The 16,560-nt window shown below is 52.0% G+C and carries 12 protein-coding genes; 4 read left to right on the top strand and 8 right to left on the bottom strand.

The genetic code is table 11. From position 1 onward, the window contains the following. The first annotated feature begins 133 nt into the window (after positions 1 to 133). The gene (gene yvcK / locus FEM44_RS18405) at positions 134 to 1,042 is read left to right on the top strand and encodes a uridine diphosphate-N-acetylglucosamine-binding protein YvcK (RefSeq protein WP_130214903.1); all 909 of its coding nucleotides are present in this window, start codon (positions 134 to 136) and stop codon (positions 1,040 to 1,042) included. 191 nt (positions 1,043 to 1,233) lie between these two features. Here the strand turns inward: yvcK and uvrB are convergent, their stop codons facing one another. The 5 genes from uvrB to bioB all read right to left on the bottom strand — a co-directional run bounded on the left by uvrB (position 1,234) and on the right by bioB (position 7,436). Beyond that, positions 1,234 to 3,255, bottom strand: coding sequence for an excinuclease ABC subunit UvrB (gene uvrB / locus FEM44_RS18400; protein WP_135384799.1), 2,022 nt, complete (start codon positions 3,253 to 3,255; stop codon positions 1,234 to 1,236). Positions 3,256 to 3,829: 574 nt separating this feature from the next. Further along, complete coding sequence (gene bioD, locus FEM44_RS18395) at positions 3,830 to 4,510, bottom strand: dethiobiotin synthase (protein ID WP_135522977.1); 681 nt, start codon at positions 4,508 to 4,510, stop codon at positions 3,830 to 3,832. Continuing rightward, the gene (bioC, locus tag FEM44_RS18390) at positions 4,503 to 5,258 is read right to left on the bottom strand and encodes a malonyl-ACP O-methyltransferase BioC (protein ID WP_135522978.1); all 756 of its coding nucleotides are present in this window, start codon (positions 5,256 to 5,258) and stop codon (positions 4,503 to 4,505) included. The genes bioD and bioC overlap by 8 nt, the downstream gene beginning before the upstream one ends. Beyond that, a complete protein-coding gene (gene bioF / locus FEM44_RS18385; RefSeq protein ID WP_135522979.1) occupies positions 5,242 to 6,399 on the bottom strand; it encodes an 8-amino-7-oxononanoate synthase in 1,158 nt (385 codons plus the stop codon). Before bioF ends, bioC begins: the two co-directional genes overlap by 17 nt. Continuing rightward, positions 6,396 to 7,436: a biotin synthase BioB gene (gene bioB, locus FEM44_RS18380; protein ID WP_135522980.1), complete on the bottom strand. Its 1,041-nt coding sequence runs from the start codon at positions 7,434 to 7,436 to the stop codon at positions 6,396 to 6,398. The genes bioF and bioB overlap by 4 nt, the downstream gene beginning before the upstream one ends. An 86-nt stretch (positions 7,437 to 7,522) precedes the next feature. On the opposite strand from bioB, the gene bioA reads away from it, so the two are divergent. From bioA to FEM44_RS18365, 3 genes are all read left to right on the top strand, one after another. After that, complete coding sequence (bioA, locus tag FEM44_RS18375) at positions 7,523 to 8,812, top strand: adenosylmethionine--8-amino-7-oxononanoate transaminase (protein WP_135522981.1); 1,290 nt, start codon at positions 7,523 to 7,525, stop codon at positions 8,810 to 8,812. 58 nt (positions 8,813 to 8,870) lie between these two features. Then, on the top strand, positions 8,871 to 9,347 hold the full coding sequence (locus FEM44_RS18370) for a kinase inhibitor (protein ID WP_000767391.1): 477 nt from the start codon (positions 8,871 to 8,873) through the stop codon (positions 9,345 to 9,347). Between the two features lie 151 nt (positions 9,348 to 9,498). After that, positions 9,499 to 10,782, top strand: a complete 1,284-nt coding sequence (locus tag FEM44_RS18365) for a putative acyl-CoA thioester hydrolase (RefSeq protein ID WP_135522982.1) — start codon at positions 9,499 to 9,501, stop codon at positions 10,780 to 10,782. Positions 10,783 to 11,382: 600 nt separating this feature from the next. On the opposite strand, the gene FEM44_RS18360 is transcribed toward FEM44_RS18365, so the two are convergent. From FEM44_RS18360 to FEM44_RS18350, 3 genes are all read right to left on the bottom strand, one after another. Then, complete coding sequence (locus FEM44_RS18360; RefSeq protein ID WP_135522983.1) at positions 11,383 to 13,644, bottom strand: hydratase; 2,262 nt, start codon at positions 13,642 to 13,644, stop codon at positions 11,383 to 11,385. A 182-nt stretch (positions 13,645 to 13,826) separates the two neighbouring features. Continuing rightward, a complete protein-coding gene (locus FEM44_RS18355; RefSeq protein ID WP_138159130.1) occupies positions 13,827 to 15,260 on the bottom strand; it encodes an anion permease in 1,434 nt (477 codons plus the stop codon). Between the two features lie 75 nt (positions 15,261 to 15,335). Beyond that, positions 15,336 to 16,388, bottom strand: a complete 1,053-nt coding sequence (locus tag FEM44_RS18350) for a 4-oxalomesaconate tautomerase (RefSeq protein WP_135522984.1) — start codon at positions 16,386 to 16,388, stop codon at positions 15,336 to 15,338. Between the last annotated feature and the right edge of the window lie 172 nt (positions 16,389 to 16,560).

Raw genomic sequence — 16,560 nt, 5'->3', positions numbered from 1 at the left:
CAGGGATGCAGAGCGAATATTGTCCTTTGGGGGTAGAAAACCATGAGTTGTATCCTCAATATTGGCAGGCTAATTGCTGTTTCCCCGTAATTTGCGCTACTGTAGCGCGGATAATCTGACTTCAGGAATGTATATGCGCAATCGTACGCTGGCTGACCTTGATCGTGTCGTTGCTCTCGGCGGGGGGCATGGACTGGGACGCGTTCTCTCATCACTTTCGTCTTTAGGCTCTCGCTTAACGGGTATCGTCACCACCACGGATAACGGTGGCTCGACGGGACGTATTCGTCGCTCGGAAGGCGGTATTGCCTGGGGCGATATGCGCAACTGCCTCAACCAACTGATAACGGAACCGAGCGTCGCCTCCGCGATGTTTGAATACCGTTTTGGCGGCAATGGCGAGCTTTCCGGTCATAATCTCGGAAACTTGATGTTAAAGGCGCTGGATCACCTTAGCGTGCGGCCTCTGGAAGCCATCAATTTAATTCGTAATCTGTTGAAAGTGGACGCGCAATTAATTCCGATGTCAGAGCATCCCGTTGATCTGATGGCCATTGACGATCAGGGACATGAAGTTTACGGCGAGGTCAACATCGACCAGCTAACTACGCCGATTCAGGAACTACTTTTAACCCCCAACGTACCTGCCACCCGTGAAGCGGTGCTGGCAATCAATGAGGCTGACTTGATAATTATCGGGCCAGGCAGTTTTTATACCAGCCTGATGCCAATTCTGCTGCTTGAGGAAATGGCTCAGGCACTACGCCGCACTCCAGCCCCGATGGTTTATATTGGCAATTTGGGAAGAGAATTAAGCCTGCCTGCAGCGAATCTGAAGCTTGAAAACAAGCTGGCGATTATGGAGCAGTATGTCGGTAAAAAGGTGATTGATGCGGTGATTGTCGGGCCGAAGGTCGATGTTTCTACAGTTAACGACAGATTAGTCATTCAGGACGTACTGGAGGCCAGCGATATTCCCTATCGTCATGACCGCCAGTTGTTACATAACGCGCTGGAAAAAGCATTACAGGCTTTAGGTTAACGTGAAGCCGAAAGAAAATTCCGGCTTCCTATTGAAAACAAAGTACACGTTGTTCATGCCGGATGCGGCGTGAACGCCTTATCCGGCCTACAAACCGCGCAAATTCAATATATTGCAGAGAAAATGTAGGCCGGATAAGCGTAACGCATCAGGCAATTTTGCTTTTGCCATCTCTCTTCTTCGTTATCCTGTCACGAAGCCGCAATAAACAACTCACGCAGCTGATGCAACTGGTCACGAATTTGCGCCGCCTCTTCGAACTCCAGATTTTGCGCGTGTTGCATCATCAGCCCTTCCAGTTCATGGATTTTCTGCTGCAACGCTTTAGGCGACATATCCATCGGTACATTATCCGGCTCAACAATCGGGCGCGATTTTCCTCTGCCCTTCGCTTTGGTTTTGGCAATGTTCTGCCCCAGCGCCAGGATATCGACCACTTTCTTGTTCAAGCCTTGCGGCGTAATGCCGTGTTCCTCGTTGTACTTCTGCTGTTTCTCGCGGCGACGTTCGGTTTCGCCAATCGCTTTCGCCATTGATGGGGTGATCTTATCGCCGTAGAGAATCGCTTTACCGTTGACGTTACGCGCCGCGCGACCAATGGTCTGAATCAATGAACGTTCGGAACGCAGGAAGCCTTCTTTGTCAGCGTCGAGGATCGCCACCAGTGAAACTTCTGGCATATCCAGACCTTCGCGCAGTAAGTTGATCCCGACCAGCACATCAAACTCGCCCAAGCGCAAGTCGCGGATAATTTCCATACGCTCGACGGTGTCGATATCCGAGTGAAGATAACGCACGCGTTCACCGTGTTCTTCCAGATATTCGGTGAGATCTTCCGCCATCCGCTTAGTCAACGTCGTGACCAGTACGCGTTCGTTAATTGCCGCCCGCAGGCGAATTTCTGAAAGAAGATCATCAACCTGAGTCGCTACCGGGCGCACTTCGATAATCGGGTCCAGCAGCCCTGTTGGACGCACGACCTGATCCACCACATCGCCACCGGATTTCTCCAGCTCGTAATTACCGGGTGTTGCAGAAACATAGATGGTTTGCGGCGCTAATGCTTCGAACTCTTCAAATTTCAGCGGACGGTTATCCAGCGCCGAGGGCAAGCGGAAACCATACTCCACCAGCGTCTCTTTACGCGCCCGGTCGCCTCGATACATGCCGCCAATTTGCGGAATAGTCACGTGGGATTCATCGACCACCAACAGACCATCGGCGGGGAGATAATCAAACAGCGTCGGCGGTGGCTCACCGGGTCCACGACCGGAAAGAAAGCGCGAATAGTTTTCAATGCCTGAGCAATAACCCAGCTCGTTCATCATCTCCAGATCAAACTGGGTACGCTGAGTCAGGCGTTGTTCTTCCAGCAGCTTGTTATTTGCCAGCAGCACTCTGCGCCGATCGGCCAGCTCTTCTTTGATCTCTTCCATTGCCTGCACAATACGCTCACGCGGGGTGACGTAGTGTGTTTTCGGATAGATGGTAAAGCGGGGGACGGTTGAGATAATCTGCCCTGTTAACGGATCGAAAAGCGACAACCGCTCTACCTCTTCGTCGAACAATTCAACACGTAGCGCAACGTCGTCGGACTCCGCCGGAAAAATATCAATCACTTCCCCGCGAACACGGAAAGTCCCGCGCTGGAACGCCTGGTCGTTGCGGGTGTATTGCAGTTCCGCCAGGCGACGCAGAATCGCGCGCTGATCGATAATCATGCCAACCGTCAGATGCAGCATCATCTTAAGATATAAATCCGGATCGCCCAGACCGTAGATGGCTGAAACAGAGGCGACCACCACTACATCGCGCCGCTCCAGCAAAGCTTTAGTCGCTGAAAGCCGCATCTGTTCAATATGTTCGTTTACCGAGGCATCTTTTTCAATGAAGGTGTCCGAGCTCGGCACATAGGCTTCCGGTTGATAGTAGTCGTAGTAAGAGACGAAGTATTCCACCGCATTTTCCGGGAAAAACTCTTTCATCTCGCCGTACAACTGGGCTGCCAGCGTTTTGTTGGGCGCCAGCACCATCGTCGGGCGCTGAAGGTCGGCAATAACGTTAGCAATGGTAAATGTTTTCCCGGAGCCCGTTACGCCGAGTAGAGTCTGGTGAGCCAGGCCATCTTCAAGCCCTTCTTCGAGGCGTCGAATTGCCTCAGGCTGATCGCCAGAAGGTTTAAAAGAGGAATTCAGTTTGAACGGTTTACTCATGAGTCGCTACCTGAAGGAGTGGGCGGGCAGGTATGTAATTTTACTCGTCGTGTTTAATAATGCCAACAAATTATACTGGATAAAAAAACAGTTTCACGCCACATTATTTCTATTACACCGTCAACGAAGGTATCAATCATGAGCATAATTTGCTCAGTGACGAGATAAAACTCCAGGCTTGCGGGGTTATCCCCAAAGCAACGGCTTTTTTAACAATTGTCAAGATGGCTGATGACGGATTTATGGCAAGAGATGTCACTTTCATGACTGCCATTGCTTTTATATAATTAATTGAAAAATAACAAATATTCCATCAAGCCTTCTTTCGCGTCAATTCGCGTGCAAGCCGCGTATTCTCTCGCTTGCATCGCGTTTTCTAACTCTAATGCACATGGTTATCCACAGGAATAGTGGATAACTGCCTGCAGCCCGTATGCCCTGCCGCCTGGGCAATTCCCACACTAACCGCATATTGTGGGGGTAAATATTTTTTCTCGATTCTTTTAAAATTTAATTGGTTGAATTGCAGGCAGCAGACGACGCGATCTCGCTCGCAATTTAACCAAATATATTGCTACAACAATGCGGTGAGATTGAGGTACTTTCCGGTTAGCGCGTTTTCAGGAGGTTCATCAAGCCATGGGATCTCCCCAAGCAACGGTGCGGAAATCATCCGCTTGAGCGTGGCCATATATTCAGCGTGACGTTTGCCCGGTGGAGTGACATCGTTCGCTACCCACCCTGCAAGGGTAAGTCCGGCTTGCTGTACAGCCTGTGCGGTCAGCATCGCGTGATTAATACAACCGAGTTTCACGCCCACAACCAGTATCACTGGCAGTTGTTCTTGCGTTACCCAATCCGCGAAAGTGAAAGACTCAGAAAGCGGCGTAAACCAGCCTCCTGCACCTTCTACCAGTACCCAGTTTGCCTGCTGTGCCAGCGCGTGTAACCCGGTGCTCATAACCACGGGGTCGATGGGTCTGCCCTCTTGCGCGCTGATGATGTGCGGCGAGGTCGGTTCTGCGAAGGTGTAAGGGTTTACCGTGGCGTAATCCAGTTGCAGGCTACTGTTGCGTTGCAACGCCAGTGCGTCGCTATTACGTAAGCCTTCTACTGTCATTTCGCTGCCGGAGGCAACAGGTTTGTAACCTGCCGTCCGGTAGCCTGCAGCCTTTGCGGCTTGTAAAAGTGCGCAGCTGGCGACGGTTTTCCCTACTTCGGTATCCGTTCCGGTAACAAAATAACGTTTACTCACGAGCAATCACTCCCCAAAAAAGATGATACGTCAGAGGATATCGCCCCTGTTGTTGCGGCCAGGCTAGTTGCAATCGCTGCAACTGCGAACGCGTTAATATTCGCTGGTCGCGCCCTTCATGAAGATGCGTGGCACCGATGCCTTTCAGCGAACGCATGGCACTGAGCGCATCATCAAACCACAGTGTGACGGGCTGAATATGCTGTTGATAATGCAAGCCTTTCAGCGACTGTTCGATTTCATCTGGCGGTAAAAAACGATTGGCATGAGGCCGTTCGTCTACCGCCTGCCACACCTGATGCAGTTCGGGTAACGATCCCTGCGCCAGCGTGGTAAACGCGACCATGCCTCCGGGGCGCACCACCCGATACAGCTCGCGGAGTGCCGTGGATAAAGTACCGCACCACTGCACCGCGAGATTGCTCCATGCAAGATCGAACGTCGCAGTCGCTAACGGCAGGGATTCGATATCTCCTGCCAGATAATGATCTGCGGCATCTTGTTGGCGTGCCTGTGCAAGCATAAGTGGCGAGAGGTCTAAGGCCGTCACCTGTGCATTACGTTCGCGCCAGTGGCGGCTCATCCAGCCAGGTCCACAGCCAGCGTCCAGCACACGGGGGTATTTCCGCTGCGGGAGCATAGCCAGTAAGGTATCGGCACTCTGGCGCTGTAGCTCTGCGTGTTGTTCATAGTGTGCGGCTGCCCGACCAAATGCCGCCGCAATGGCTTGTTTATTGACCGTTGCCATGCAGCACCTCCAGCAGGCGGTCGATATCCTGTGTTTCATGTGCCGCAGTCAACGTCAGGCGCAGTCGCGCAGTGCCGACGGGTACGGTTGGCGGGCGAATCGCCGTGACCCAGCAGCCTTGCTGGCGCAGTTTTTCTGCCAGTTGTAACGCACGGCTGTTATCACCGACGATTAATGGCTGGATGGCGCTGCATGAATCCGCAAGAGTAAACGGCAAACCCTGCACTCCGGCACGAAAACGCGTAATGAGTGCCGCCAGTTTTTCGCGCCGTGCATCACCCTCATCACTGCGAATGACCGCCAGCGACGCATGTAATGCCTGCGCCTGAGCGGGCGGCATACTGGTGCTGTAGATAAGATGGCGGGCGAATTGCAGCAGATAATTCGCCACGCTATCAGAACAAAGCACCGCCGCGCCGCTGACGCCAAATCCTTTGCCAAAAGTGACTACCAGCAGTTCCGGCTTCACCTTTTGCTGCCAACAACTGCCTCGCCCCTGTTCACCGATAACGCCCGTGCCGTGGGCATCATCAACCATCAACCAGCCGTTGTGCTGTTGCGTGACTTGCTGGATTTCCGTAAGCGACGCGCTATCGCCGTCCATGCTGAACACGCCTTCTGTCACCACCAGTTGCTGCCCCGGACAGGGGGAAGCAAGCAGTCGCGCCAGATGAGCGACATCGTTATGAGCAAAACGGCGAAGCTGCGCCGGACTTAAACTGGCAGCTTCCAGCAAGGAGGCATGGCTAAGCCGATCGGCAACAATACGGTCCTCTTTTGCCATCATTGCGGCAATGACTGCCTGGTTCGCGGCAAAACCAGAGATAAACAGCAGCGCCCGCGAATAGCCAAGCCACTCGGCCAGTTCTTCTTCCAGCGCCTGATGCGCCACGCTATAACCGCTGACATGCCCGGAACCGCCGCTACCTACACCAAACTTTTCTGCGCCCTGCTGCCAGGCGCGGATAATTTGCGGATGATGGCTTAAACCGAGGTAATCATTGCTGGAAAAGTTCAGATACTGGTGCTCGTCCGCCACCAGCCAGCGTCCGGCTCCTTGCGCCACCGGATAACGGCGACGCAGGGCATCGGCAGCACGCCGCGCATCGAGCGCCGCGTTGATTTTCTCCTGCCAGCTCATAGTGCTGCCGCGTTGTAATATTCGTCGGTGTCCGGGGTCATCAGCGCCTGCTCCAGACGCTGCTGTTGCTCGTTATCGCCTGCCAGCACGGCTGTTTGCTGCGGATTTAGCCCCAGTTTGCGGAACAGTTGCAGGTCTTTATCTTCTTCTGGATTCGGCGTGGTTAGCAGTTTGCAACCGTAGAAAATCGAGTTTGCACCAGCCATAAAGCACATCGCCTGAGTCTGTTCGTTCATCTGCTCGCGTCCGGCAGAAAGGCGCACGTAAGAGGTCGGCATCATGATCCGCGCTACGGCAATGGTGCGAATAAAATCAAAGGCATCGACATCATCGTTATCCGCCAGTGGTGTGCCTTTCACCTTCACCAACATGTTGATTGGCACGCTTTCCGGCGGCGTCGGCAGGTTTGCCAGTTGCAGCAATAATCCGGCGCGATCGTTCACCGTTTCGCCTAAGCCAACAATGCCACCTGAACAGACTTTGATCCCGGCATCGCGCACTTTTTCCAGCGTATCGAGACGTTCCTGATAGGTACGCGTGGTGATGATATTGCCGTAAAACTCCGGCGAGGTGTCGAGGTTGTGGTTGTAGTAATCCAGCCCGGCATTCGCAAGGCGCTGCGCCTGAGATTCACTCAACGTGCCCAGCGTCATACACGCCTCCAGCCCCATCGCTTTTACCCCCTGCACCATTTGTTCCAGGTACGGCATATCGCGTTCGTGGGGATTCTTCCACGCCGCGCCCATGCAGAAGCGTGTCGATCCCGCCGCTTTCGCTTTGCGCGCCGACTCCAACACCTGTTCAACTTCCATCAACCGCTCGGCTTCCAGCCCGGTTTTGTAGCGCGAGCTTTGCGGGCAGTATTTGCAATCTTCCGGACAAGCTCCGGTTTTAATTGACAGCAAAGTGCTGACCTGTACCTGACGAGGATAGAAATGCTGACGATGCACCTGCTGCGCTTCAAACAGCAGATCCAGCAACGGTTTTTCAAATAATTCTGTGACTTGCGACAATGTCCAGCGTGGGCGGTGAGCCATGGGGCTTCTCCAAAACGTGTTTTTTGTTGTTAATTCGGTGTAGACTTGTAAACCTAAATCTTTTCAATTTGGTTTACAAGTCGATTATGACAACGGACGATCTTGCCTTTGACCAACGCCATATCTGGCACCCATACACATCCATGACCTCCCCGCTACCGGTTTATCCAGTGGCGAGTGCCGAAGGTTGTGAGCTGATTTTGTCTGACGGCAGACGCCTGGTTGACGGTATGTCGTCCTGGTGGGCGGCGATCCACGGTTACAATCACCCGCAGCTTAATGCGGCGATGAAGTCGCAAATTGATGCCATGTCGCATGTAATGTTTGGTGGTATCACCCATGCGCCCGCCATTGAGCTGTGCCGCAAACTGGTGGCAATGACGCCGCAACCGCTGGAGTGCGTTTTTCTCGCGGACTCCGGTTCCGTAGCGGTGGAAGTGGCGATGAAAATGGCATTGCAGTACTGGCAGGCCAAAGGTGAAGCGCGCCAGCGTTTTCTGACCTTCCGCAATGGTTATCATGGCGATACTTTTGGCGCGATGTCGGTGTGCGATCCGGACAACTCAATGCACAGCCTGTGGAAAGGCTATCTGCCAGAAAACTTGTTTGCTCCGGCCCCGCAAAGCCGCATAGATGGCGAATGGGATGAGCGGGATATGGTGGGCTTTGCCCGCCTGATGGCGGCACATCGTCATGAAATCGCCGCCGTGATCATTGAACCGATTGTCCAGGGCGCAGGCGGGATGCGCATCTACCATCCGGAATGGTTAAAACGAATCCGCAAAATGTGCGATCGCGAAGGTATCTTGCTGATTGCTGACGAGATCGCCACCGGATTTGGTCGTACCGGCAAACTGTTTGCCTGTGAACATGCAGAAATCGCGCCAGACATTTTGTGCCTCGGTAAAGCCTTAACCGGCGGCACAATGACCCTTTCCGCCACGCTCACCACGCGCGAGGTTGCGGAAACCATCAGTAACGGCGAAGCCGGTTGCTTTATGCATGGGCCAACTTTTATGGGCAATCCGCTGGCCTGCGCGGCAGCAAACGCCAGCCTGGCGATTCTCGAATCTGGCGACTGGCAGCAACAGGTGGCAGCTATTGAAGTACAGCTGCGCGAGCAACTTGCCCCCGCCCGTGATGCCGAAATGGTTGCCGATGTGCGTGTGCTGGGAGCAATTGGTGTGGTCGAAACCACTCGCCCGGTGAATATGGCGGCGCTGCAAAAATTCTTTGTCGAACAGGGGGTATGGATCCGACCTTTTGGCAAACTGATTTACCTGATGCCGCCCTATATTATTCGCCCGGAACAGTTGCAGCGCCTGACCGCAGCAGTTAACCGAGCGGTACAGGATGAAACATTTTTTTGCCAATAACGAGCAGTCAGCCTGAAGGTTTCTGGCTACACTTTCTGCAAACAAGAAAGGAGGGTTCATGAAACTCATCAGTAATGATCTGCGCGATGGCGATAAGCTGCCGCATCGTCATGTCTTTAACGGCATGGGTTACGATGGCGATAATATTTCGCCGCATCTGGCGTGGGATGATGTTCCTGCGGGAACCAAAAGTTTTGTTGTCACCTGCTATGACCCGGACGCGCCAACCGGCTCCGGCTGGTGGCACTGGGTAGTTGTTAACTTACCCGCTGATACCCGCGTATTACCGCAAGGGTTTGGCTCTGGTCTGGTAGCAATGCCAGACGGCGTTTTGCAGACGCGTACCGACTTTGGTAAAACCGGGTACGATGGCGCTGCGCCGCCGAAAGGCGAAACCCATCGCTACATTTTTACCGTTCACGCGCTGGATGTAGAACGTATTGATGTCGATGAAGGCGCCAGCGGCGCGATGGTCGGGTTTAACGTCCATTTCCACTCTCTGGCCAGCGCCTCGATTACCGCGATGTTCAGTTAATCACTCTGCCAGATGGCGCAATGCCATCTGGTATCACTTAAAGGTATTAAAAACAACTTTTTGTCTTTTTACCTTCCCGTTTCGCTAAAGTTAGTATAAAAAAGCAGGCTTCAACGGATTCATTTTTCTATTTCATAGCCCGGAGCAACCTGTGAACACATTTTCAGTTTCCCGTCTGGCGCTGGCATTGGCTTTTGGCGTGACGCTGACCGCCTGTAGCTCAACACCGCCCGATCAACGTCCTTCTGATCAAACCGCGCCTGGTACCTCTTCTCGCCCGATTCTGTCGGCAAAAGAAGCGCAGAATTTCGATGCTCAACACTATTTTGCGTCCCTGACACCAGGTGCTGCAGCGTGGAATCCTTCCCCGATTACCCTGCCTGCGCAACCTGACTTTGTTGTCGGCCCGGCGGGTACTCAAGGTGTAACGCATACCACGATTCAGGCAGCGGTGGATGCGGCAATTATCAAGCGTACCAACAAGCGCCAGTATATTGCCGTGATGCCTGGTGAGTATGAAGGCACGGTCTATGTCCCTGCCGCTCCGGGTGGAATTACTCTGTACGGTACAGGTGAAAAACCGATTGATGTGAAGATTGGGCTTTCCCTTGATGGGGGCATGAGCCCAGCCGACTGGCGTCACGACGTCAACCCACGCGGCAAATATATGCCAGGTAAACCAGCGTGGTATATGTACGATAGCTGCCAGAGCAAACGCAGCGACAGCATTGGCGTGCTCTGTTCTGCGGTCTTCTGGTCACAAAACAATGGCCTGCAACTGCAAAACCTGACCATCGAAAACACGCTGGGCGATAGCGTAGATGCGGGTAACCATCCAGCGGTGGCACTGCGTACTGATGGCGACAAAGTGCAGATCAATAACGTCAACATTCTCGGTCGTCAGAACACCTTTTTTGTCACCAACAGCGGTGTGCAAAACCGTCTGGAAACCAATCGTCAACCGCGTACTCTGGTGACCAACAGCTACATTGAAGGGGATGTGGATATCGTTTCTGGTCGCGGCGCGGTGGTGTTCGATAACACCGAATTCCGCGTGGTGAACTCCCGTACCCAGCAAGAAGCGTATGTGTTTGCACCGGCTACGCTGTCTAACATCTATTACGGTTTCCTCGCGGTAAACAGCCGTTTCACTGCTTCCGGTGATGGCGTCGCGCAGTTGGGCCGCTCGCTGGATGTTGATGCCAATACCAACGGTCAGGTGGTGATCCGTGATAGCGCCATCAACGAAGGTTTTAACACGGCTAAACCGTGGGCCGATGCGGTGATTTCCAATCGTCCATTTGCGGGTAATACCGGCAGCGTTGACGATAGCGACGAAGTACAGCGCAATCTGAATGACACTAACTACAACCGCATGTGGGAATACAATAACCGCGGCGTGGGTAGCAAAGTGGTTGCAGAAGCGAAGAAGTAAGAGCTATTAACTATTTGTCGGATGCGGCGTAAACGCCTTATCCGGCCTACAGTTCGATGCGATTTGTAGGTCGAATAAGATGCGCCAGCATCGCATCCGACAATAAGTGCCGGATGCGGCGTAAACGCCTTATCCGGCCTACGGTTCGATGCGATTTGTAGGTCGGATAAGATGCGCCAGCATCGCATCCGACAATAAGTGCCGGATGCGGCGTAAACGCCTTATCCGGCCTACAGTTCGATGCGATTTGTAGGTCGGATAAAATGCGCCAGCATCGCATCCGACAATAAGTACCGGATGCGGCGTAAACGCCTTATCCGGCCTACAGTTCGATGCGATTTGTAGGTCGGATAAGATGCGCCAGCATCGCATCCGACAATAAGTACCGGATGCGGCGTAAACGCCTTATCCGGCCTACAGTTCGATGCGATTTGTAGGTCGGATAAGATGCGCCAGCATCGCATCCGACAATAAGTACCGGATGCGGCGTAAACGCCTTATCCGGCCTACAGTTCGATGCGATTTGTAGGTCGGATAAGATGCGCAAGCATCGCATCCGACAATAAGTGCCGGATGCGACCTACATTCACATGGCGCTTTTTACATCTGACGGTTTTTATTGAAGTTAATCAAACTACCCGCCTTGATAATCTCGCGCTCTTCGGCCGTCAGGCTTTCCATGTAAAGCGTGATTTCCGTTACCGGCGCATCTTCATGGATCACATAACCTTTGAAGGTCGTACCCGGATTATCCAGTGCCGCTTTAATGCCAGGAATGTAAATGTAATCCCCCACTTCAAAGTTCGGCACTTCTGCCATTTGCAGCGGTAACATTCCCCAGTTGATGACGTTAGAACGGTAGCGTTTGGTCGCGTACTCCTCGGCAATATTCGCCAGACCGCCAATCACACGCTGGCAGCTCGCCGCCTGCTCACGCGCAGAACCATCGCCTGGTTTGACCGCATAGACCATGCTGCCAATTTCAGTTTGCAGCGGATCAATATTTTCCTGACCAGCAATCTGCTTAATGCGCGCAAACACCTCTGCCAGTTCGCTGACACTCCCCGCCAGACGCTGATTTTCCAGCTCGGCAGTGGCTTTACTTCTGCCAACATAACCCGGATCACGGCGTGACAGGGTAAACTCCGCCAGACCAATCGGATTTGAACGATACGAAGAGGTTTCACCGGAAGGAATCAATTCGTCAGTGGTGGTCACTTCGTCGAGGATCTTCGAGCACACTTTGAGGACGATATTGTCAGTCAGCGCGCCCAATTCCGGCCAGTCTTTGATGTTCGGTCCGTAGATCAGCGGTTGCTGAGTCGCCCCTTTCACAAAGCCCTGATAAACACGGTTTTTATACGGCGTTACATCGAAGGCGTACTCCGGCACGTTGTCCCAGCAATCGAGTTCGCTGGCAGAGGTTAAATAGCCACCGTTTGCCGCAGTCGCAGCGATAGAACGAGCGTCCATCAACGCCACCGCTGACATCTGCCCATTGGCTGGCTTAGAGCCTTCGCGGTTCGGGAAGTTACGCGTGGTGTGGCGAATACTCAAACCGTTGTTGATTGGCGTATCGCCCGCGCCAAAGCATGGGCCGCAGAACGCGGTTCTGATGATTGCGCCTGCGCCAATCAAATCTGCTACCACACCTTTTTTGGCGAGATCCATAAACACCGGCTGTGATGACGGGTAAACCGCCAGCGAGAAGGTGTCGTTGCCACAGGATTGACCACGCAGCGCATTTGCTGCGGCGATAACGTTTTCATAGTTACCGCCAGAACAGCCCGCGATAATCCCCTGCTGCACTTTCAGGCGACCATTTTCCACTTTATCCAGCAGCGAGAGTTTGGCTTTACCGTGCGCCACGCGCTCGGACTCAATTTCAATCTCACGCAGAATGTCAGTCAGATTCTGGTTCAGCGTGTCGATTTCATAAACGTTGCTCGGGTGGAACGGCAGCGCAATCATCGGTTTGATGGCACTTAAATCAACGCTGATGCAGCCATCGTAGTACGCCATTGGCTGAGGATTAAGCTGGCAGTAATCCTGGCCGCGACCGTGCAGCGCCAGCCAATTATGCACTTCTTCATCAGTTTGCCAGACAGAACTTAAACAGGTAGTTTCGGTAGTCATTACGTCAACGCTGTTACGGAAATCCGTAGAGAGCGCAGCAACCCCCGGACCAACAAACTCCATCACTTTGTTTTTGACGTAGCCGTTTTTAAACACGGCGCCGATAATCGCCAGCGCCACATCCTGCGGACCCACATACGGAGCAGGTTTTCCGGTCAGATGCACCGCAACCACGCCCGGATAGTCGATATCCCAGGTGTCATTAAGCAGTTGTTTTACCAGCTCGCCGCCGCCCTCACCGACTGCCATTGTCCCTAATGCACCGTAACGGGTGTGGCTGTCTGACCCGAGGATCATTTTGCCGCCGCCCGCCATCATTTCACGCATATATTGGTGGATAACCGCAATATGCGGAGGAACAAAAATACCGCCATAACGCTGGGCCGCCGATAAACCAAAAATATGGTCATCACCGTTAATGGTACCGCCCACAGCGCACAGTGAGTTATGGCAGTTGGTCAGTACATACGGCAGCGGGAAACGTTCCATGCCGGACGCTTTAGCGGTCTGTACAATACCAACAAAGGTAATATCGTGAGAGGCTAATGAATCAAACTTAATTTTAAGTTTATCCATATTTCCGGACGTATTATGAGAAGAGAGTATTGACCAGGCAATAGTGCCTTTTTTTGCTTCTTCTTTTTTAATTTCGCCGCCGAAATATTCTTCGGCAATTATTTCGTTATTACTGGCGAGAAACACGCCTTTTTCAGATAACTTGATCATCAAATGCTCCAGATATCTGCGCACCGTAAAGTGCGCAGAAAGATAATAAATGGATATACTCTAAATAATTCGAGTTGCAGGAAGGCGACAAGCGAGTGAATCCCCAGGAGCTTACATAAGTAAGTGACTGGGGTGAGCGAACGCAGACGCAGCACATGCAACTTGAAGTATGACGAGTATATTTACAGCATGTTCCAGCCGATCAGCATATTCCACCACCATACGCCGAGGGTGATATGCACCAGGAAGGTTAATATCGTCAGTACCGCACCGACCAACCACCAGGATTTAATATCGTTGTAACCCACACCAAAGATGACCGGACCTGCCGCGCCGCCATAGTGAGTAACCATGCCGCCATAGGAGTTGGAGAACAACAGTGCCAACGCGGTTAACATTAACGGTGCGCCGGAGACGTTCGCCAGCATGGCAAATACCGGCAACATAGCAACGATATAGGCGCTACCAGAAGCGAAGAAATAACGCACGATGATGCTGAGGAAAATAATAACGAAGAAAGCAACGTTACCGTGACCGTCAAATGCCAGGTTATTTTTAAAGACTTCAGCTAACCATTCGAAGAATTTAACTTTCGATAATAAGGAGCTTAAGCCGATAATACCGCCGTACCAGATTAAGGTATTCCAGCCGCCTTTATTTTTAACCACGTCTTCCCAGGTAACGATACCCAGCAGCAGCATGGTCGCCATAACAACGATTGCCACGGTGGATTCATCAACCCCGAGCGTTTTACTGAAAATCCAGCCCAGCAGCGCCAGCACAAAGACACCGAGCAGCATTTTTTCACGGATTTTCATCGGCCCAAGTTCGGCAAGACCCGCTTTGGAGATAGTTTTGTTATCCACCTTTTTAATTTCTGGCGGATACATGGTGTAAATCACCAGCGGAGTGACCAGCAGCATAATGATGCCCGGCAATCCGGCGGCCAGCGCCCATCCCCCCCAGCTAATTTGCAGGTGCAGAATGTCGTTGATCATTTTCAGCGCCAGAATGTTCCCCGCCATTGCGGTAAAGAACATATAGCTGGTGGTTTTGGTGACCATGTAAATGGACATCATCAAGTAATGTCCGACACGACGCGGGCTTTTTTCAGGTTCTGACCCCAAAGCCACTGCCACGCTGTTGATGATCGGTAATACAATACCGCCCGCACGCGCGGTGTTAGACGGTGTTGCCGGAGCCAGTACCAGATCGAGGAATACCGTAACGTAACCCAGACCCAGGGTAGTGCTACCAATTTTACCAATCAGCAAATAGGCAATACGTTTGCCTAAGCCGGTGGTCACAAACGCGGCGCTTAAGGTAAACGCCGAGAACACCAGCCAGGTGGTACCTGAAGAGTAACCGCTTAATACGGCGGTGGTTTTAAACGCACCGTCGGATAAGTTACCGACCACCACCATCGAGGCAGCAACGGCAATTAACAGTACGGCAGGTTCCGGGAAAGGCTTGATAACCAGCCCCACAATCGCCGCCAGGTAAATACCAAAAAGTACCCATGCCAGTTCGCTCAATCCTGCCGGGGCTGGCATAAAGCCAATAATACATGGGATCGCTAATATCAGAATTAGCTTCCATAACGATTTCTTATTCATTTAAAATCCTGTTCTTTCTGTATGACTCATACAGAAGTCCTTTATTGATTGTCCTTATCACGACAACGAAATTTTTCAGGGAAGATAAACTTCACCGGAAAATATTTTTCTGGTCGTCCGAATAACAGATGCACGTAACGTTGTGGCATCCTGACCGTCATTACTTAAATGAACGTCAAGCGCACCACTGGGGTGTTCAATATTGATATTGCCATACCCCACAGAAGGGACGATTTGTCGGGTGACGGTGCCTTCCAATGCACAACTACTGGAAATGGCAATAGCGCCAGTTATCGCCAGTGCGCGATGGCAAGAATGAGGCATAAAATAACGCACATTAATTGCCCCGCCTTTCTGCGCTGGAGAAATAAGCACAGGTTTAGGGATAACCATATTACTGACATCGCCTAAGCCCATTGCTTTACCCGCTTGCAGACGGATAGATTCAATGCGGGCTAATAATGCTTTGTCGGCATCCAGTTCCGCCGGTAATTCATAGCCTGTTTTGCCCAGATATTCAGCCGGAATAATAACGACTGGCATCGCCATATCGATACAAGTCACCGGGACATCGTCAAAATAATCAATCTGTTTATCCGTCGGGAAGACTTTTCCGGTTTTCGTTCCTGCGGCATTCAGGAAAGTGAGAGCAACCGGTGCAGCTGTCCCTGGCACGCCGTCAATTCTGGCGCTACCCTCGTACTCGACAACACCATTTGGCGTTTGCACATCAGCTTCGATGAACGTACCAGTATTGACGTTGCGGATACGCACGCGGGTAACTGGCGAAGTCGCTGCAATCAAACCATTTTCAATGGCGAATGCCCCAACCCCAGACAACATATTGCCGCAGTTTGGTGTTGTATCGACACGCTGCTCATGGACAATAACCTGAGCAAACAGATAATCGACATCAGCACGCGGATCGTCGGAATGGCTAATAATGGCGACTTTACTGGTCAGCGGATTACCGCCGCCGATACCGTCTATTTCCAGATCGTTACCGGAACCCATAATTGCCATCAATATTTTATCGCGCTGCGTTTGATCTTCGGGTAAATGTTCCGCTAACAGGAACGCGCCCCTCGAGGTTCCACCTCGCATCATCACGCAGGGTATTTTTTTCATAATAATGCCCTCAATTTAAAAACATAACTTATTGCGATATGGTTACATTAAGGGCAAAGCATCTCTAATGACTTTAGCTTCACGATTAATAACATTTTTTCATTAATTTAAGTGATTAAAAGGCAGTTAAACTGGTTTAACTGCAAATCACTAAAAAGCACCGCTTCCATTT

This window comes from Escherichia sp. E4742 (assembly GCF_005843885.1).
Lineage (GTDB): Bacteria > Pseudomonadota > Gammaproteobacteria > Enterobacterales > Enterobacteriaceae > Escherichia.
The sequence above is the reverse complement of the archived record's forward strand: the minus strand, read 5'-3'. Positions and strand labels throughout refer to the sequence as shown.